The organism is Bacillus ndiopicus (assembly GCF_000612805.1).
In the GTDB taxonomy this organism is placed as follows: Bacteria; Bacillota; Bacilli; order Bacillales_A; family Planococcaceae; genus Metasolibacillus; species Metasolibacillus ndiopicus.
Map to the genome: position 1 here is coordinate 531,644 of NZ_HG964404.1, position 18,571 is coordinate 550,214.

The 18,571-nt window shown below is 37.4% G+C and carries 22 protein-coding genes; 1 reads left to right on the forward strand and 21 read right to left on the reverse strand.

Going from position 1 to position 18,571, the window contains the following annotated elements:
- Positions 1–563: 563 nt before the first annotated feature.
- From TY13_RS07440 to TY13_RS07500, 14 genes are all read right to left on the reverse strand, one after another.
- On the reverse strand, positions 564–2,072 hold the full coding sequence (locus TY13_RS07440) for an SH3 domain-containing protein (RefSeq protein WP_042473716.1): 1,509 nt from the start codon (positions 2,070–2,072) through the stop codon (positions 564–566).
- A gap of 525 nt (positions 2,073–2,597) precedes the next feature.
- On the reverse strand, positions 2,598–3,959 hold the full coding sequence (accC, locus tag TY13_RS07445; protein ID WP_042473717.1) for an acetyl-CoA carboxylase biotin carboxylase subunit: 1,362 nt from the start codon (positions 3,957–3,959) through the stop codon (positions 2,598–2,600).
- Between the two features lie 14 nt (positions 3,960–3,973).
- Positions 3,974–4,474, reverse strand: a complete 501-nt coding sequence (gene accB / locus TY13_RS07450) for an acetyl-CoA carboxylase biotin carboxyl carrier protein (protein WP_042473719.1) — start codon at positions 4,472–4,474, stop codon at positions 3,974–3,976.
- Between the two features lie 287 nt (positions 4,475–4,761).
- A complete protein-coding gene (locus TY13_RS07455) occupies positions 4,762–5,298 on the reverse strand; it encodes a SpoIIIAH-like family protein (protein WP_042473721.1) in 537 nt (178 codons plus the stop codon).
- Entirely contained in the window at positions 5,295–5,663 is a 369-nt protein-coding gene (locus TY13_RS07460) for a hypothetical protein (protein ID WP_154661557.1), read from the reverse strand. The genes TY13_RS07455 and TY13_RS07460 overlap by 4 nt, the downstream gene beginning before the upstream one ends.
- Positions 5,664–5,746: 83 nt before the next feature.
- Positions 5,747–5,884: a hypothetical protein gene (locus TY13_RS20635; RefSeq protein WP_154661558.1), complete on the reverse strand. Its 138-nt coding sequence runs from the start codon at positions 5,882–5,884 to the stop codon at positions 5,747–5,749.
- Positions 5,881–6,792, reverse strand: coding sequence for a stage III sporulation protein AE (locus tag TY13_RS07465; protein WP_042473726.1), 912 nt, complete (start codon positions 6,790–6,792; stop codon positions 5,881–5,883). Before TY13_RS07465 ends, TY13_RS20635 begins: the two co-directional genes overlap by 4 nt.
- A 3-nt stretch (positions 6,793–6,795) precedes the next feature.
- Entirely contained in the window at positions 6,796–7,170 is a 375-nt protein-coding gene (locus TY13_RS07470) for a hypothetical protein (RefSeq protein ID WP_042473729.1), read from the reverse strand.
- A gap of 2 nt (positions 7,171–7,172) precedes the next feature.
- Positions 7,173–7,382: a stage III sporulation protein AC gene (locus TY13_RS07475; protein WP_042473732.1), complete on the reverse strand. Its 210-nt coding sequence runs from the start codon at positions 7,380–7,382 to the stop codon at positions 7,173–7,175.
- A gap of 130 nt (positions 7,383–7,512) precedes the next feature.
- A complete protein-coding gene (locus TY13_RS07480; RefSeq protein ID WP_042473734.1) occupies positions 7,513–8,523 on the reverse strand; it encodes an NAD(P)H-dependent flavin oxidoreductase in 1,011 nt (336 codons plus the stop codon).
- 108 nt (positions 8,524–8,631) lie between these two features.
- Positions 8,632–9,189 carry an elongation factor P gene (gene efp, locus TY13_RS07485; RefSeq protein WP_042473736.1) on the reverse strand — a complete coding sequence of 186 codons (558 nt, stop codon included), beginning with the start codon at positions 9,187–9,189 and terminating at the stop codon, positions 8,632–8,634.
- Between the two features lie 18 nt (positions 9,190–9,207).
- Positions 9,208–10,266, reverse strand: a complete 1,059-nt coding sequence (locus TY13_RS07490; RefSeq protein ID WP_042473738.1) for a M24 family metallopeptidase — start codon at positions 10,264–10,266, stop codon at positions 9,208–9,210.
- 17 nt (positions 10,267–10,283) lie between these two features.
- Positions 10,284–10,712 carry a type II 3-dehydroquinate dehydratase gene (aroQ, locus tag TY13_RS07495; protein ID WP_042473741.1) on the reverse strand — a complete coding sequence of 143 codons (429 nt, stop codon included), beginning with the start codon at positions 10,710–10,712 and terminating at the stop codon, positions 10,284–10,286.
- Positions 10,713–10,744: 32 nt separating this feature from the next.
- Positions 10,745–11,194, reverse strand: a complete 450-nt coding sequence (locus tag TY13_RS07500; protein WP_042473743.1) for a hypothetical protein — start codon at positions 11,192–11,194, stop codon at positions 10,745–10,747.
- Between the two features lie 173 nt (positions 11,195–11,367).
- Between TY13_RS07500 and TY13_RS07505 the strand changes: the two genes are divergently transcribed.
- Positions 11,368–12,252 (forward strand): DUF1385 domain-containing protein, encoded by an 885-nt coding sequence (locus TY13_RS07505; RefSeq protein WP_195891679.1) that lies wholly within the window; start codon positions 11,368–11,370, stop codon positions 12,250–12,252.
- Positions 12,253–12,296: 44 nt separating this feature from the next.
- On the opposite strand, the gene TY13_RS07510 is transcribed toward TY13_RS07505, so the two are convergent.
- The 7 genes from TY13_RS07510 to TY13_RS07540 form a co-directional block, all read right to left on the reverse strand.
- Positions 12,297–13,187, reverse strand: a complete 891-nt coding sequence (locus tag TY13_RS07510; protein WP_042473747.1) for a DMT family transporter — start codon at positions 13,185–13,187, stop codon at positions 12,297–12,299.
- A 407-nt stretch (positions 13,188–13,594) separates the two neighbouring features.
- Complete coding sequence (locus TY13_RS07515; protein ID WP_042473749.1) at positions 13,595–13,966, reverse strand: DUF4181 domain-containing protein; 372 nt, start codon at positions 13,964–13,966, stop codon at positions 13,595–13,597.
- Positions 13,967–13,987: 21 nt separating this feature from the next.
- On the reverse strand, positions 13,988–14,767 hold the full coding sequence (locus tag TY13_RS07520) for a lipoate--protein ligase family protein (RefSeq protein ID WP_081796950.1): 780 nt from the start codon (positions 14,765–14,767) through the stop codon (positions 13,988–13,990).
- A gap of 244 nt (positions 14,768–15,011) precedes the next feature.
- The gene (locus tag TY13_RS07525; protein ID WP_042473754.1) at positions 15,012–15,881 is read right to left on the reverse strand and encodes a metal ABC transporter permease; all 870 of its coding nucleotides are present in this window, start codon (positions 15,879–15,881) and stop codon (positions 15,012–15,014) included.
- On the reverse strand, positions 15,881–16,753 hold the full coding sequence (locus tag TY13_RS07530) for a metal ABC transporter permease (protein ID WP_230199398.1): 873 nt from the start codon (positions 16,751–16,753) through the stop codon (positions 15,881–15,883). The genes TY13_RS07525 and TY13_RS07530 overlap by 1 nt, the downstream gene beginning before the upstream one ends.
- A complete protein-coding gene (locus TY13_RS07535) occupies positions 16,750–17,490 on the reverse strand; it encodes a metal ABC transporter ATP-binding protein (RefSeq protein WP_042473758.1) in 741 nt (246 codons plus the stop codon). Before TY13_RS07535 ends, TY13_RS07530 begins: the two co-directional genes overlap by 4 nt.
- Before the next feature lie 9 nt (positions 17,491–17,499).
- Positions 17,500–18,411, reverse strand: coding sequence for a metal ABC transporter solute-binding protein, Zn/Mn family (locus TY13_RS07540; protein ID WP_042473760.1), 912 nt, complete (start codon positions 18,409–18,411; stop codon positions 17,500–17,502).
- Between the last annotated feature and the right edge of the window lie 160 nt (positions 18,412–18,571).

Here is an 18,571-nt window from a genome sequence, read left to right on the forward strand (position 1 = left end):
CTAATAACGCACCTAAACTAAATAAAAAATAATAAATAAAAACAATAACCCCCCTCCCCATAATAAGTAATTACCATATTTACGTTAATTCAATTATAAAAGTTTCAAAAGTCATCCTTTTAACATTCCCAAACCGTCGTTTGGTAACTATCCTTTTCTTAGCGTTGTAAACAGCTTAAATCTGACGTGACCACGTAATAGATAAAATCATTTTTATATCCATCTGAATCAACAAAGTAATTGCTACTGCTTCATAAATCATTTGTAATTATATTAACATATTTCCCAATTATTAGTATTAACCCTTTTTAAAATATATAGTTTAACAAAAAACTCGACCCACAGCTAATCGATCGAGTTTTTAGTTCCCAACTTTTTTGTCTTTAAACATCACTCTGAAAAGGATAGATGTAAGCAGGTAATCCCCTTGTTCATCTATCCTTTCCTTTTACTCCTATATAATGTGCGACATTGTTTTGAATTATTTAGTTATAGAGCTGTATAAACATTTACTTGACTTTTAATAAAATTTTATAGTTACCTTTTCACTTGTATGTTGCAATTTAGTTTTTGAATATTTGTTCGTAACGGTGGAAGAATGCCACTGTGTGCGCTCTTGTTAGAGAATCATTTGGTTTAAACTCTTCATTTGTTTTAGTAGTTGTTAAACCATTATCACGAAGGAATTTAATAGCTTCTGACTGAGATACAGTTTTACCATAATGCATTGAAGCTAAGATACGAGCGAAGTTACCCCGTGTGATATCCTTACCTGCAATGGTTTGTTTGGATGCTGTGTTTGCACCTAGAACCGGTAGAGAGTATTTTGTAGCCAGTTGGTAGTTTACGTCTCCATACCATGAAGTATTTGCTTTCGTTGAAGCTAGTTCTGATGGTTTGAAGTAACGTAATAGGATAGATAACATTTGGTTTTCCGTTAAGTTAGTGTGCGGTTTAAGTAAGTTTTCGTACTTACCTGTTGATGGGTTTTTCACGTTTGGGTATCCACTGATGATACCGATGTTGACTGCCCACTTAAAATCCTCGGCCCAGTATTGGTTTGCATTGTAATCAGCAAACTTTGATACATCAACGTTTCCCGTTGTTGGAGGTGTTACTGGAGGTGTTGGTGTTGAAGCCAAGTAGTTTAGATAACTTGATGCTACATACCCCTCTGTCCCGTCATTTCTTTTCACAGGATACCAAACAAAATGGTTTTTCTTCGTTGATACTTCTTCATATTCAAAAGGACCCGTAATGGTAACAATTTCTCCTTTACGTAAAGTACCCATAGAAGGACTATCCGTAGTAGGTCTTGTCCTAAATGTTACATTAGTTGTTGCACTAACTTTTTGATTTGTTTCAAAAAAATACTTTGATTTTGTTAATGGTAAATCAAATTCATAGTTCAGCGCTGAAAATTTAATATTTCCCTTGCTGTTAGAGTCATATTGAAAATGTTCGCGTGAAAAAGGTAGCTCTTTTAAGTCTATTAATTCCAATTTATTAATAATTCCGAGAATTCTTTCTTGATAGGCATTGGTATTTCTTTCACCAGTTGCTCGAACAATTGGACTATTTAATGGCTTAGTACCGTTATAAGCCATGATAGCAAAGTACCAATGTTCCAGTACATCTCTTTCCCCACCGTTGATGCTAGGTAAATCCTTTCGCTTAAACATACCATCTAGAGTCTCTACACCAGCTTGAATATTATAGACAATATCGCTTTTTAGTCTATCTTGATTGTAGCCGACTTGATTTGTAATTTGCATAATCCCAATTCCATTATCAGCTGTCACAATCGCTTCACCATTCGTATCAAAATGACGCCAATTTCCACTTTCACCTTCCGCTATTGCCTTCACAATTTCAGGAGGAACATCATAAATCAGTGCTGTTTCGGTTAATAAACAGTTCATTGTGGAATAATCAGGGTTTACTTTCGATGCCGAATCATACTCACATGTATTTGCAATATTATTAGCTAATACATTTTTATCTATGTTTATAGATAGAGAGAGGGAACCAATGGCAATAACACTAATCAATGGTTTCAATATCTTTTTCATATGTGATTATTACACTTCCTTTCATATTTTTTAAAGTTAAAAGATTCAGATATATGTTATCATAAACCCAATATTTGAGATAGGGGTAATAGTAAATTTACCTTTTAATTAACAGTATTGAGTGATAAATGATAGAACTAACATATACTGTTTAATTTTAATTCGGTGAAAAGGTTGTAGATAGTGATTGTTGGATTTTTTCTTTTTTGTGAAATAGGTAAGCTTCCTAAAGTCCATTGAAACAAGCACCAGCCAAATCCACCACTGGCGTTTCTATCGACGTTCATTTGCTTCAAAATCAATAATTGTACTTTTTAGCACTATATAATAATAGTAATAGGATTAGATAGTCCATCTAAGCTACTATCTTAGGATTCATTTTTTCAGCTTAATGGGATTCATATGCTCCAAATCAAATATTCCTATCCTCTGCTCATTTTTAGACATAAAAAACCTCTTAACTAAATGCTTTAGTTAAGAGGTAAAAAATTTCGGATATTCAGATTTGTGTTATTCCCTAAAAGCTTACTTCGCCTTCTCCGCCACACCTAACACATCATTCTCTTCCAAGAACTTCGTATTGAATTTCGCTGATTTGAATACATCGTTGTTCATCAACGCTTGGTGGAATGGGATTGTTGTGTGAACGCCTTCTACCATAAATTCGCTTAATGCGCGGTTCATTTTTGCGATTGCTTCCTCGCGTGTATCAGCATGGACGATTAGTTTAGCCACCATTGAATCATAGTATGGTGGAATTGTATAGCCTGGGTATACGGCTGAATCTACGCGTACACCGTAGCCGCCTGGTGCTAAGTAGTCTGTTACTTTACCAGCAGATGGCATAAAGTTTTTGTATGCGTTTTCAGCATTGATACGGCATTCGATGGCCCAGCCATTGATTTTGATGTCCTCTTGTTTGAATGGTAATTTCTCGCCAGAGGCAATTTTTAATTGCTGTTGTACAAGGTCAACACCTGTAATCATTTCTGTTACTGGGTGTTCTACTTGAATACGTGTATTCATTTCCATGAAGTAGAATTTATCTTCTTGGTAGTCGTAAATAAATTCGATTGTTCCCGCACCTTCATAGTTACATGCTTTTGCTGCTTTTACAGCCGCTTCGCCCATTTCAGCACGACGCTCCTCCGATAAAGCTGGAGATGGTGCTTCCTCTACAAGCTTTTGCATGCGGCGCTGTACTGTGCAGTCACGTTCGCCTAAATGCACAACATTGCCGTGACCATCTGCTAATACTTGAATTTCACAGTGGCGGAAGTATTCAATAAATTTCTCCAAATAAACGCCTGGGTTACCGAATGCAGCCGCTGCCTCTTTTTGCGTGATATCGATTCCTTTTACAAGCTCTTCCTCTGTACGTGCGACGCGAATCCCTTTACCGCCACCGCCAGCAGTTGCTTTAATAATTACAGGGTAGCCGATTTTAGCAGCCCATTCTTTACCTGTTTCAATATCAGGAACGATGCCTGTTCCAGGTACAAGTGGTACATCTGCTTGCTCCATCGTAGAACGAGCTACGTCTTTAATCCCCATAATTTTAATTGAGTCAGAGGATGGACCAATAAATTTAATGCCTGCATTTTCACATGCTTCTGCAAAATCAGCATTTTCTGCTACGAAGCCGTAGCCAGGGTGAATGCCATCTGCACCCGTTTTTTGTGCAACGCCAAGTAATGCTGGGAAGCTTAAATAAGAATCCTTTGATAGGCGCGGCCCGATGCAATATGCCTCGTCCGCTAGCTTCACGTGTAACGCCTCAGCATCCGCCTCAGAATAAACAGCAACTGTCTCAATCCCTAACTCTTTACATGCACGAATGATACGCACAGCGATTTCGCCGCGGTTTGCAATTAATACTTTTTTCATGAAAAGCACCCCTCTTATTCAGCTTTCACTAAGAATAATGGTTGACCATATTCAACTAGTTGACCATCTTTTACAAGTATTTCAACAATCTCGCCTTTCACTTCTGCTTCGATTTCGTTGAATAATTTCATCGCTTCAACGATACATACGATTGTTTCTTCGCCAACTTTATCGCCAACTTTTACGTATGCTGGAGAATCTGGGTTTGGCGCTTGATAGAACGTACCTACCATTGGCGAAGTAATTTTGTGTAAATCTGTATTTTCGTTTACAGGAGCCTTCTCAACAGGTGCTGATGCTGCTGGAGTTGCAACTGGCGTTGGTGCAGCCTCAACTACTGGTGCTATAGGTGCTGGCGCTGGTGCAACTACTTCTTTTTTAGGAACTACAACTTCTGTAACATTGCCTTTTTTCTTCAGCTTTACTTTTGCACCGTTTTCCTCATATACAAACTCGTCGATTGATGAAGCATCTACTAATTTAATAATTTCACGAATTTCTTGAATTTTGAACATTATATACTCTCCCTTATTGCTTAATATTATAACTACGATAACTATTTTATAATTTATCAAAGCATTTTGAAATAGTTATTTGTAATTTTCCAAGAATCTAGCTTAACATAGCACATCTTGCTCTAAATTACTATTTTTTCTGACAATTACTTTTTCACTATAATAGTTGTAGGACCTCTAAGGACTAATATGTTCAAAATCAATTTATCTAAAAAAATGCGAGACTTTTATTAAGGTTACTTTTCTAAAAAAGCACCTTAACAAAGCCCCACATAATCATTATTAATTCAATAATAATTTGATTGTACGTTTACTGTTACTTGAACGCCTTCACCTTGCTCAGACATTACCACATAGATAATTTCATTGGCTTCTTCTTTGGACATTTCATCCGACATAACAGTAACCGCTACTTTTTCATCCTCTACGCGAACGAAGGCATCCGAGTAGCCTAATGATTTAATTAGCATTTCAAGCATTGCCTCAGATGAATCACGCTTTATTAATGCATTCATTTCATTATATGCCTCATTTTTTTCTTCTGCAGAATATTGGTCTGATGCTATTTTTTGCGTATATTGCTCTCTTAATTGACTGCGTTCATGATCCACTTCCATGCGCATTTGCTCAAACATATAACTCTCAGATTGCACCGCTTTCGTCTCTTCTTGTAAGCCAGTTAGTGTCGTTTCTTGCATTGTACTATCCGAGAAAATCGCCATTAAGTTTAAATTTCTATCATTTTCAAATACATAATAAACAGAAATAACTGCCGCTAAGCTAAAAAGTGTTAAAAACCAAACTGTTCTACGCTTTACCTTCATTGTCCATCTCCTTTGTTTCGCATCGGTACAATCATTATACGGTGTACAGGTATTTGCATTACTCGACTAACAACTTGCAATAACTCTCGCTGCACATTCGGCTCCACTGCGCCTTCACTAACAATTAATATGCCTGTTACTCGACCTTCCTTTGCGCGAAAATAATCGCTTAATAATGCCTCACTTTGTTGTTCATAATGAACATAGACTTTTACTTGTCCTACTCCATCTATTTCCTGTAGCGTTTGCTCTAGCAAACTTTCATCTTGTATGTTTGTCGTAGGCGCTTTTTGATTCGTAAATAGAAAAATAGCTACTAAAATAATCGGAACAACGATAAGTGGTAGATTTAATCGCTTCTCCACATACTTGAACCTACCCCCTTTTTTATCAACCATTTCACAGCTCCCTAGGGGAAAATTACCACATTATATGAGATACTTTTCTTTTATATGCGCAAGAAATCTGCAATAAAAGCGTAAAAGCATAGGAAAAGAGCTAAGCGAACATAGACAATAAATCTTGGCTCATCTGCAATTAACAATAAACATTGTCCAACTACAACGAGCGCTATAATAGTCATCACAAATTTTTCCCCACCCCTAACTGCATAATGACAAATAATAATAGCCAAATGAAAATAAATGTTATTGCAAGCAATATGGCAATAGCGCATAAAACGAACAATGTATTTCCGATATCATCAATAAACCCGCTGACATTAGAGCTCGTAAATGGCTCGGTAATTGCCGCTAGCAATTTACAGCTAAAAGCATATAAAAGCAGTGTGCCTGCTGGATAAAAGGAGGCAATGGAAAAAGCACTAATCATTGTAAAGCCAGTGATTGTTGTCGCTGTTCCTTGAAATTTTTGAAACATTGAAAAGCCTTGTACAACAATAGAGCCTACTAATGGAATGGCTTGCTCGACTACCTTTTTTAACGGTGTTGTGACGGAGGAATCTACTGTAAAAAAGGCTACACCAGAAATTGTTAATATTAGTGAAAGTGCTAAAGAAGCGGCTGCTATTAGGCTCATCGATGTCATGCGTAGCAAATCTGCTAGCTTTTTAAAGGAAATACCTTGTACAAAACGACTGCAAAAATCAAACAGCAATGCAGAGAGTAACGCAGGTATCATCACTTTATTTGTAATATGCATAAGCATTTGCAAGACAAACAAGACGAGCGGGCTCCAAGCGACAAAAGCTAATATGGATTGAAGGACAATCATTGCAGATGTTAATACGGGAATAAGTGCTAAAAAAAAGGCTGATAAAATTTCGGCAAACTCACGCATCACTCGAAAAGCTTCAACGACCAGCTCTCCTAATGTAAGAACTAATAAAATAATAAATAGAGGCTCTAGCCAATTTTTAGCTGTGGGTACAAATGCCTCGATAATTAAAAAAATTAATGTATATAACGAGACTGCTGCAATGAGCAATACAATATTGGCAATTGGCTCACTAAACACATTGATAAGCGTGTCCATTTACTACACCCTTTTGAGTAAATTTGACAATGCTTGTATCGCTGGCTCTAGTTCAGTCATCCAATATGTGACTAGTGCGATACGAACAGCGATACGCATCACCTCCCCTAATGCTTCATATTCATGGTCCACTAATAGTGTAAACATAAACTCGCTTAATAAAAAAACAATTGCCGTGAAGAGTAAGGATAATGCATAGGGAACATGCTGAATAATTGTGACAAGATGACGGGCCCACGGTATGATAGATTGTACAAAAACAAATTGCAGAAAAATAAACGTAAAAATAATGGTAAACAAAGGGTGCAAAGAAGGAATTGCTTGTTTAATTAATTGCAGAAGCAAGAGTAAAATTACAACAGCAAATATCGTTGTCATCGTCACCCCGAAGAAGTAAGCCATTGAAAGAAAATAAGTATTTCATTAAAAAACAAGCGCAAAAAACGAATTAGCTCTGCTGTCATATACAAATAAGCAATAAAAAATAGAAAAAATGAAAACTCCTTTTTCCCAGTTTGCTCAAAGAATATATGCAGCAATGCAATAACAAGTCCTACCCCTGCAACGCGAAGTACATCTTGAAGCTCCAAAGCCTAGCCTCCTTACGTACCGCATTATATGTAGCCCAGATTTGTTATAGAACTATCTTGTAACGTAATCTCGCTTGCTTTAGCATAATAAAAAAGATGACAGAAAAAATTTCTGCCATCCTGTTATTAATTATAAATCTTGCAAAAGCTCTTCCACAATTTGCTCAACAGTCGCTTCCTTCGCTAAATGACCATTTTCCCCCATCCATAAGGATAAAAACTCAGGGCGTCCTTGTGCTGTGCTTTCCTTGCGAATCGCTAAAGTTAAATGATGTTGTAAAGGATATGGAGCAACAACAGCGTCCTTTAAGCGTTCTGTGAAGTCATTTTTCAAGCCACGCGCATATTTCCCTGTGAATGCTTTCGTTAGCGTTGTCGTACCATTTTCAGATTGTAAAACGGCTTGCTTATATAAAGGGGATATTTCAGTTTCAGCTGCTACTAAAAATGCTGTCCCAACTTGTACCGCCTCGGCACCTTGTGTCAAAGCATTTTTCACTTGAGCAGCCGTTGCAATCCCACCTGCTACAATCACAGGAATTGTCACTTGACCGATTACTTGCGTTAATAATTCCTCCGTACTTATTAATTGTAAAGGCTCAGTAAAAGTACCACGATGCCCACCAGCCTCGCTGCCTTGTAGCACTACTGCATCAAGTCCAGCAGCCTCAACTGCTTGCGCCTCTTGCAGTGTTGTTGCAGTGCCAATTGTATAAATACCCGCTTCCTTTAAACGTTTAATATCATCCACTGCAGGAATACCGAATGTAAATGAGCAGATTGCTACTTGCTCATCAATAACAGCTTGCAGTTGATCTGAATAAACATCAGTTGATATGACCGTTTGTACAGGTGGGATGTTTAGTTCATCATAAATTGGCTGCAATGCTACACGTGCCTCCTGCAATACTTTCACATCTATTGTTAAATCGGCTTGCACAAATAAATTAACAGCGAAAGGCTTGTCAGTTCCTTTTTTTACTGCCTGAATAAATGCTCTTGTATCATCACCATTTAAGTACCCTGCTCCAATTGAGCCTAAAATCCCCGCTTCACAGCTCGCAATAACAAGCTGCGGTGTTGTTACACCTGCCATCGGTGCTTGAATCATTGGTTTTGTAATTTGAAATTGTTGTAGCATTCTTCATCACTCCTTCCATAATATTGTAGTACTTTTACGCTATCGTTACTATAGAAAAAAGCCAGTTTATAAGCATATTGCTTACAAACCAGCTTTCAAGTTTACTCATTACGCACGTGAAACGTAAGAGCCCTCTGATGTGTTGATAATTAATTTGTCGCCTTGGTTTACGAAGAATGGTACGTTTACCATTAAACCTGTCTCCATTTTAGCTGGCTTAGAACCACCTGAAGCAGTATCACCTTTAATACCAGGCTCAGTTTCAGCAACTTCTAAAACAACTGTGTTTGGTAATTCAATACCTAGCATCTCACCTTGGTATGATTGAATGTGAACTTCCATGTTTTCTAATAAGTAGAATAATTCATCTTCAATTTGTGCTGCTGCTAAAGTTGTTTGGTCGTATGATTCCATGTCCATAAATACATGCTCATCACCTTGAGCATATAAATATTGCATTTTACGATTGTCAATCATCGCTTTTTCTACTTTTTCACCCGCACGGAACGTTTTTTCGTTAACGTTACCATTACGTAGGTTACGTAGTTTTGAACGCACAAATGCTGCACCCTTACCTGGTTTTACGTGTTGGAAATCAAGAACACGGTATAATTGGCCATCAACGATAATTGTTAGACCTGTGCGAAAATCGTTTACTGAAATCATCTTTATTTTTCCTCCAAATTATAAAATAATTAAATCCTTCGTAGAATGAGTTAATTTTTCATTACCTGTTGCCGTAATTAGTATATCATCCTCAATGCGTACGCCGCCAATTCCCGGTAAGTATACACCTGGCTCAATTGTAACAGCCATTCCAGGCTCTAACACTGTTTCTGAACGGAATGATAGCCCTGGACCTTCATGCACTTCTAAACCAATTCCGTGCCCTGTTGAATGTCCAAATGCTTCACCGTAGCCTTTTGATGTTAAATAATCGCGTGCTACTGCATCTGCCTCGATACCTGTCATACCTGGACCTACTTTTTCTAAAGCAAGTAGCTGTGATTCTAATACAACATTATACATTTCTACAAGCTTGTCAGACGGCTGTCCTACTGCAATTGTACGTGTAATATCAGAAATATAGCCATTATATAGTGCACCGAAGTCAAGTGTGACAAAATCGCCCTTTTCGATTACTTTATTAGTCGCAACACCGTGTGGCAACGCTGAGCGCACACCACTCGCTACGATAATATCAAATGACGAGCTTGTCGCACCTTGCTTACGCATGAAAAACTCAAGCTCATTCGACACATCAAGCTCTGTTTTACCAGGCTCAATATAGCCTAAAATATGTGTAAATGCCTGATCTGCAATTTCACATGCAGCCTTAATAATATTAATCTCTTGCTCTGTCTTAATCAAGCGAATTTTTTCAATTAACCCAGCAGTCGGTACAAATTCAGCTTTAATTGCACTTTTGTATTGAGCATATGCACTGTATGTTAGCGCTTCTTTTTCAAACCCAACCGTTTGAACTCCCATTAATGCAGCCTGCTTCGCTACCTCATCAACAATTAAACCACTATGCTGAACAATGCGAAAATCCTTAACTTGCTCTGCAGCTTGTTCAGTATAACGGAAATCCGTAATAAATACCGCATCATTTTTTGATACGATTGCTACACCTGCAGTACCTGTAAAGCCTGTCATATAACGGCGATTGTAATCATTTGTAATTAATAATGCTTCGATTTTCTCATCGATTAATGCTTGACGTAATTTTGCTAATTTCATGTTGTAATTCCCCTTTTTTATTGTTGTAAAAATTTGCGCACAGCTAAATCATAGCCAATTGTTCCGAGACCGCAAATTTGCCCGACACATTCCGCTGCTAGCATCGAATGATGACGGAATGACTCGCGCTTATGAATGTTTGAAATATGTACTTCAATGACAGGGACTGTAACAGATGCAATTGCATCGCGTAAAGCAACACTTGTATGTGTGTAGGCTCCTGGATTGAAAACAATGCCTGCCATTTCACTATCTTCAGCTTCATGAATCCAATCAATCAATTGTCCTTCATGGTTAGATTGACGGAAATCAATTTCGCTTTGAAATCCTGCCGCAAGTACTTGCAATCTTACTTCAATATCCGCCAGCGTTTCTGTTCCATAAATCTCTGGCTCGCGCTTTCCAAGGCGATTTAAATTTGGACCATTTAATACGAGCAATTTCACTATATATCACCCCTTTAATTGACGACATAATTTTATTTTATCATAGTGTTTTTATACATCAACTTTTTTCGATAAGCGAATTTTCTATTATAATAATGAAATTTCGCTGTTTCAATAACAAAACGGCATGTCATTACAGTAGTAACTATAAATGGAATTGATAATTTTTTGAAAGATGCCTTTTCTGCAGGTAAATCATAAATAATCCATTCTGTTAAAAATGCAATTGCAAGCCCCACAACTAAAGAGGTGAAAAATGCTGGTACACGCCAAGTATACTGAAGTAAAATATATAATAATAAAAATAAAATAAATAATACTAGACCTAACCAAAGCCACGCAGTAAATGGTGCCATGTCAAGCTCCCACTTTTTAACGAAACCAATAGGATGCCAAGAAATCAACGAAAAATAATGCAAAATCTTTAACGCACATGAAAAGCCAATTGCACTGACAAGACACGTTATAATAGCTAAAAGCATAGAAATCCCTCCCTTTTCTGTATTTTTACCAAATTCCACATGCCGTATGCATTTTCGTAGTCGTTTATGAAAAAATTTAGTACAATAACTTTAGAAACTATTTAAGAGAGTGGTGTACATACGTGAGCAAGGAAGTACCCGTATATGGTGGACAGGCGCTATTAGAAGGCGTTATGTTCGCTGGAAAAGAGCATATGATTACTGCGATACGTCGCAATGATCATTCGATTGATTATTTTCATGTAGAAAAAAAGAAAAAACCTTTGTATCAAAAATTAAAGAAGATTCCTTTCGTACGAGGTGTCGTTGCATTGATTGAATCCGCTGGCTTTGGCTCTCGCCATTTACAGTTTGCTAGCGAGCGCTATGATGTAACGCCTGGAGAGGAAGAAGAAAATGGCGAGGAACCATCAAAGCTACAAATGATTTTAGGCGTAGCAGTTGTCGGAGTGCTGTCTTTCTTATTCGGAAAATTTGTATTTACCCTTGTACCTGTTTTTTTAGCTAATTTATTTTCAGGCTTGATTCCAAACAAAACAGGGCAAATCTTTTTAGAAACAGGCTTTAAGCTGATATTGTTATTAGGCTATTTACAAATTATCGCGATGACACCTATTATTAAGCGAGTATTCCAATACCACGGCGCAGAACATAAAGTGATTAATTGTCATGAGGCAGGCTTAGAGCTAACAGTAGAAAATGTACAAAAACAATCACGTTTACACTACCGATGTGGCTCAAGCTTTATTTTATTTACGGTAATCGTCGGTATGTTTGTCTACTTTTTCGTTCCAACAGACCCACTATGGCTACGTATTGTCAACCGTATTTTATTAATTCCTGTCGTACTAGGTATTTCCTTTGAGGTCCTACAGGCAACAAATGCTTTACGCAACGTACCAGTATTACGCTTTTTAGGCTATCCAGGTCTTTGGCTACAGCTTTTAACAACAAAAGAGCCAAAGGACGACCAAGTGGAAGTAGCTATCGCTTCATTTAAAAAATTACATGAAGTGGAGCAAAATCCAGAAATAGCTGCAACTTTACACCATGATTAAATGAAAAAGGCTACAGAAAGGTTGAATTTTCTGTAGCCTTTTTCTTATGTAGATCGCCCTAGCTTTTTCGCCATTCTGTTCTTGAAATATGCCGGCTTTAACTCAGCAATTAAAATCGCTATCATGATTAACAAAGCGCCCATCGTCATTTTAAATGTCAATATTTCGTGTAAAAATAGGATGGAAAACAATGTTCCAAATAAAGCTTCTGTTGATAAAATAATGGCTGCCTTTGTTGCGGTCGTGTATTTATGCGCCACATTTTGAAAGACATAGGCAAGCGTCGTTGAGAAAACAGCTAAATAAATAACGGAGTAAATCCCCTCTTTGGCGATAGTTGTTGGAATATCTCCTTGTATAATAACAACAATCGTACCAATCAATGCCGCTGTCACAAATTGCACAATCGTTAATATAAGTGCATCCTCTTTTTGCACAAAATAATTCGTATAAAAAATATCAAATGCAAAGCCTACTGCACATACTAACGTTAATATATCCCCAATATTCATTTTTAAGGAACCTTGTAATGATAATAAGCCAATCCCTACTAAGGCGAGAACAGACCCAAACATTTCATAGCCATCAATTTTTCTTTTATATAAGACAAATGCAATTAAAGGCACAATCACAACATTAACAGCCGTTAAAAAGGCATTTTTCGATGCGGTTGTATATTCTAATCCCACTGTTTGAAATGCAAAGGCAACATATAAAATTGTCCCTAACACAGCACCTTTCCAAACAACTGACCAGCGCAGCCCTTTCAATCTATAACCAAATAACACCATCAAAATAATCGCTGCTAATATAAAGCGCCCCGCCATTACTTGATAAGCGGTTAAATATTTTAATGCAATTGCTGTTACTACAAAGCCACTGCCCCAAACGATTGCCGTTGTGAGCATCATGGCATCTCCCATATACTTTTTCACTTCTTTTCCCCCTCACTGTTCCATAATAGCAGAAAAAGGGACAACCACCGTACTTTTTCTTAGAAATTAAGTAAATTTTTCGATAATTCATCCGTTTTTGAACCCTAGTAAGCTATGATTTTCGTTGACTTATCTGCGAATTTCACAAGTTAATTGCGACTTTTTTTTTTTATTTGCGATTTGCTCTATTTAGACGCACTTGCTTTGTTTTATTGACACTTTTCTTTGATTTATCTGCGCTTTTCTTTGACTTATCTGCGCTTTCCCCGAGTTATCTGCGTTTCTCCCAATTTATCTACAGTTTCTCTGAGAGTTATCGATATTCCCCAATCCCTACAGCCAATTTGCTAGCTTGTGAAAAAATGAGCTATCAAGAAAATATACTTTTCTGATAGCCCTCATCAAAACTATTTAATTACTACACCATAAACGAAAACGCCTATAAATGCTAGCATAATCGCGAATGCTTGGACAAATGAAATAATATGGTGCCTTAAATAAGCATCATATTTCTTCTCTAACACGCCACGCACAAGCAAAATGACTACAAAGCCTGCTGGCACAAAGGCTACAGACGAAAGCTCTAATTTGGGTGTATATAGTAGGATAGATAGAACGACAGTTACAATAACAGCTAGTTCAAATGGGAGCTGCCATTTTGTTTTATATTGATAAAACATCGTTCCCTCTACACGAATATACCCTACTTTTCTCTTTAAAATTGGTATAAACAGCCATTGATAAAGTATAACGACTATAAAAATAGTTAAATACTCCATACGCACACTCTTTCTACAACATTATTTTTTAAAATTCCACTCGTCGTTTGCGTATTTTTTCGCCTCTAGCTCTTTCACGTAAGCTAGCTGTTCCTCCGTTAATGTGTATGGCACCAGCTCAATTTCTAATGATTTTTCAAAGCCTGCTTTAAATGCCTCAACACATTGCGGGATTGTAAATGGCGTATCGACAAAGCGATTCATCGCTACCGCTTTTTCAGGTAGCTTTTCACGCATTTTTTGCTTCGCTTCCTCAGAGGAAAATTTAAATACTGATAATAATTTTTCCGCATCTAAATCAAGCAATATCGCACCATGCTGCAAAATCACACCTTTTTGACGTGTTTGTGCGCTTCCTGCAACCTTTTTTCCCTCTACTACTAACTCATACCAACTTGGTGCATCGAAGCATACAGCGCTTTTAGGCTTCTTTAAATCCGCTTGCTTTTCCTCTGTATCTGGTACACTAAAGTAAGCATTCAATCCTAAATTTTGAAAGCCCAATAAAATGCCTTCACTTAACACACGATAAGCCTCTGTAACCGTTTTCGGCATATTTGGATATTCCTCTGTCACAATAATTGAATACGTTAGCTCTTGATCATGAAGTACTGCACGTCCGCCAGTTGGTCGGCGTACAAAACCTAAATTTTGACGTTTTACGGCCTCTAAATCAATATCACGTGCTGCTTGCTGGAAATAGCCAATCGACAACGTCGCTGGATTCCATTCATAAAAGCGAATAACGGGCGGAATACTTCCTTCGCTATGCCAATCAAGTAATGCCTCATCCAATGCCATATTAAACGATGGTGAACAAGGTCCTGAATTAATAAAATACCACTTTTCCACTACTGTCATCTCCTTGACGAAACTTACCTCTTCTAAATTATCATACATAGTGAGTGGATAGTAAATAATTTGTTTGAAATAGAAAAGGAAGCTGCCTAGAAAATTTCTAGACTACTTCCTTTTATGTCAATCATTTAGCTGTAGATTTTAGCCAGCGTTTAACAAGAAGAATTTATCGAACAGCTTCCTATTTCTAAAAAGAGCCCCTGCTGGCAACTGCTCTTTTATTTAAATGCTGCTGCAATTTATCAATTAGGAATATCACTAGAAAAATCACCCCAACAGCTGCAGCCATCATTCCTGCAATTGAAGTATCTAGCCATTTTGCCACGTAATAGCCAAGAATGGCGGAGGCAACACCAAAGCACATGCTCCATAAAAACATTTCCTTAACCGATTTGCTAATTAAGTAAGCGGTTGCTGCTGGACCAATCGGCATTGCCACAACTAAAATTGCCCCAACACTATCAAAGGCTGCAACCGTAGTTAACGAAATGGTTGTAATAAAAACATAATGCAATAAAATCACTGGTAAACCGATGGTCGTCGCATATACATAATCGAATGTTGAAAGCTTCATTTCCTTATAAAATAGAAACAAAAATGCAACATTAATAACTAAAACAAGTAGCAGCATCCAAACTGCTTTTGGCATTGTAATGGATAAAAATGTCCATTTATCCCAAGGAACAAAGGAAATTTCCCCCATCAAAACATGCTCTACATCTAGGTGAATATTGCCTGCAAATAGCGTAATGAGTAAAACACCTAAGGCAAATAAAGATGTAAATGTCACACCAATCGCCGCATCCTCTTGAATACCTGAAGATTGCAGTAACTGTACTAAATATGCTGTCAAAATTCCTGCCATCGCTGCACCAACTAACATCCACAAGCCGTTCAATGATTGTGTAATAATAAAAGCCATCACAATCCCAAATAATACCGTATGACTAATTGCATCTGCAATCATTGACATTTTACGAAGAATCAAAAAAACTCCTGCAATACCACACGTAATACCGACTAAAACACCTGTTAAAATAACCCAAAATTCAATCATCATACTTCACCTTGCTGAAATTTGTTTTTTCTTATATATTTGCTTAACTGTCCAGACTTTGGGCTAAATAGATAGGAAACAAAAAAGATGCTTGAGGCACATAAAACGATTATTGGTCCTGTGGATAACCCTACTCGTAGTGAACTAATAAATGTACCTGCAACACCTGCTAAGCCTCCAGTAATAGCACTAAACAAAAGCATCGTATTTAGCCTTTTCGTCCATAATTTAGCACTCGCGGCTGGGATAATAAGCAGTGCTGATATTAAAATAACTCCTACTGCTTGAATACCCGTCACAATCGTCATAACAATAAGCGCCGTTAAACAAGCCTTTAATGCTCCTACTGGTAAACCGATACCCTTTGCATAGACAGGATCAAATATAATAAGCTTCCATTCCTTATACATCAAAAGACTTACTGCGATAATAATGATTGCACTCATTAAAAGCCAAGTTAAATCTGATTTTGTCATTGTCGCCGCTTTACCAAAAATAAAATCATTTAAGCCACTTTGATTGCCTAACGGACTGCGATTGACAATTGTTAGTAGCACTATGCCTACTCCGAAAAATACAGCTAACACTAGCCCAATCGCCGCATCTGCCTTGAGCTTCGAATACGTCACAATCCACTGAATGCAATATATAGAAAGAGCAGAGGTAAGAGCAGCACCAATCATTAAAACAGGTAGCTCTTTTTGACCTGTCAATAAAAAGGCTAACGCTATACCCGGTAATGTCGCGTGTGCCGCAGCATCACCAACTAAGCTTTGCTTCTGTAAGAAGGAAAACGTTCCTGTAATCCCAGCGGCTATACCTAGAAGCATTGTTCCAGTTAACACCCATAGTAGATTTCCTGATAACATCATATCTCTCCTGACAACGTTTCCATCATTAATAATTTACCACCGTATGTTTGCTGCAGCTTCTCTTTTGTAAATATTTCATTTGTCTTCCCCGCAGCTAAAATTGTTTTATTTAATAAAATGGTGTAATCAAAATACTCTGTTACGGTCTGCAAATCATGATGAACCACAAAAATACTTTTTCCTTGCGCCTTTAAATTTTTTAAAATATCAATGATTGTTTTTTCCGTTGCTGCATCTACTCCTGCAAATGGCTCATCTAAAAAATAAACTTCTGCATTTTGCGCTAATGCTCTTGCTAAGAACACACGCTGCTGCTGCCCTCCTGAAAGCTGACCGATTGAGCGCTCTGTAAAATCCTGCATTCCAACACTCGTTAAAGCCTGCATGGCAATCGCTCTATCTTTCTTAGTTGGACGTTTAAACAGGCCTCTATGTCCATAGCGCCCCATTAACACTACATCAAGGGCTGTTGTTGGAAAATCCCAATCAACAGCGTTGCGCTGTGGCACATATCCAACAACTAAGCTTTTTGGTGAAAAAGCCTTTCCTAAAATCTCAATCTTCCCAATTTTATTTGGCAACTGGTTCAATATCGCTTTTAAAAAAGTCGATTTACCAGCCCCATTTGGCCCGATAATCGCCGATAAATGCCCAGTTGGTACTGATACATTAGCGTTTTCAAGCACCATTTTTTTATCATAAGCAACTGATAAATTCTCAACAATTAAAGCTTCCATCTATTCCACCTACTTCAGTGAATCGACAATTGTGTCGACATTATATTTATACATACCTAAATATGTGCCTTCTTCCGTTCCTTCAGCACCCATTGCATCTGAGAACAATTCGCCACCAATCGCTACATCATGACCTTTTTCCTTTGCTCCCTCAATAACTGCCTTCATTGCCTTATCTGATACACTTGACTCCACAAAAATGGCTTTAATATTATTTTCCACTAAATAATCCACCATATTTTGTACATCCTTTACGCCATACTCAGAATCTGTACTTAATCCTTGCAAGCCTCGTACATCAAACCCTAAGCTTCTACCAAAATAGTTAAAGGCATCGTGTGCTGTAACTAGAATACGTTGCGGCGCTGAAATGTCCTCTATACGACTAGTTGCATATTCCTTTAATTCATCCAATTGCGCTAAATAAGCTTCTTCATTTACCTTGAAATCCTCTTTATGTGCTGGATACTCCTCAACTAATGTTGCAGTAATTGCAGCAACAACTTCTCTCCATAAATCAATATCAAACCAAATATGTGGATCTGGCAATGCTGTATCGTTTTCATCAGCTAATAATGCATTTTTATCTAATTGCGTACCTACTGCTAAAACAGTTTTTTCATCAGCCATTTGATCAAAAATATCTTGCATCTGCCCTTCTAAGTGTAGACCATTATAAAAAATAACTTCCGCCCCATTTAGTTTTGTTAAATCACTTTGCGTCGCTTTGTATAAATGAGGATCTACACCCGGTCCCATTAATGTTGTTACTTGCAAATGGCCCCCACCAATAATTTTGATAGCATCTCCAATTTGTCCCGTTGTTGCTACAACGTTCCCCTCTTTTGCCCCTCCTTCTCCCTCATTACTACATGCGGCTAAAAATAAAATTAGCCCTAAAACTGCCAAAAAACGTTTCATTGCCTTTTAAACTCCTTTTCTATTTTTGAAATTTTTCCGAAGCATATAGTGCCAGCAAATCTGTATAACCAAAAAGACATCTTGAATGTTATCAATTTAGTGATAAACAATAAGATAAACAAAAAATACATTACAAAATCGTTAAATCCTTTTTCATAAC

Excerpts from the sequence above, each read along its gene's own strand:
- TY13_RS07440 (WP_042473716.1), bottom strand. The coding sequence starts at position 2,072 with ATGAAAAAGATATTGAAACCATTGATTAGTGTTATTGCCATTGGTTCC.
- accC (WP_042473717.1), bottom strand. The coding sequence starts at position 3,959 with ATGAAAAAAGTATTAATTGCAAACCGCGGCGAAATCGCTGTGCGTATC.
- accB (WP_042473719.1), bottom strand. The coding sequence starts at position 4,474 with ATGTTCAAAATTCAAGAAATTCGTGAAATTATTAAATTAGTAGATGCT.
- TY13_RS07455 (WP_042473721.1), bottom strand. The coding sequence starts at position 5,298 with ATGAAGGTAAAGCGTAGAACAGTTTGGTTTTTAACACTTTTTAGCTTA.
- TY13_RS07465 (WP_042473726.1), bottom strand. The coding sequence starts at position 6,792 with ATGGACACGCTTATCAATGTGTTTAGTGAGCCAATTGCCAATATTGTA.
- TY13_RS07470 (WP_042473729.1), bottom strand. The coding sequence starts at position 7,170 with ATGACAACGATATTTGCTGTTGTAATTTTACTCTTGCTTCTGCAATTA.
- TY13_RS07480 (WP_042473734.1), bottom strand. The coding sequence starts at position 8,523 with ATGCTACAACAATTTCAAATTACAAAACCAATGATTCAAGCACCGATG.
- efp (WP_042473736.1), bottom strand. The coding sequence starts at position 9,189 with ATGATTTCAGTAAACGATTTTCGCACAGGTCTAACAATTATCGTTGAT.
- TY13_RS07490 (WP_042473738.1), bottom strand. The coding sequence starts at position 10,266 with ATGAAATTAGCAAAATTACGTCAAGCATTAATCGATGAGAAAATCGAA.
- TY13_RS07500 (WP_042473743.1), bottom strand. The coding sequence starts at position 11,194 with ATGCTTTTAGCTATTATAACGTGTCTTGTCAGTGCAATTGGCTTTTCA.
- TY13_RS07505 (WP_195891679.1), top strand. The coding sequence starts at position 11,368 with ATGTTCGCTGGAAAAGAGCATATGATTACTGCGATACGTCGCAATGAT.
- TY13_RS07515 (WP_042473749.1), bottom strand. The coding sequence starts at position 13,966 with ATGGAGTATTTAACTATTTTTATAGTCGTTATACTTTATCAATGGCTG.
- TY13_RS07520 (WP_081796950.1), bottom strand. The coding sequence starts at position 14,767 with ATGGCATTGGATGAGGCATTACTTGATTGGCATAGCGAAGGAAGTATT.
- TY13_RS07525 (WP_042473754.1), bottom strand. The coding sequence starts at position 15,881 with ATGATTGAATTTTGGGTTATTTTAACAGGTGTTTTAGTCGGTATTACG.
- TY13_RS07530 (WP_230199398.1), bottom strand. The coding sequence starts at position 16,753 with ATGATGTTATCAGGAAATCTACTATGGGTGTTAACTGGAACAATGCTT.
- TY13_RS07535 (WP_042473758.1), bottom strand. The coding sequence starts at position 17,490 with ATGGAAGCTTTAATTGTTGAGAATTTATCAGTTGCTTATGATAAAAAA.
- TY13_RS07540 (WP_042473760.1), bottom strand. The coding sequence starts at position 18,411 with ATGAAACGTTTTTTGGCAGTTTTAGGGCTAATTTTATTTTTAGCCGCA.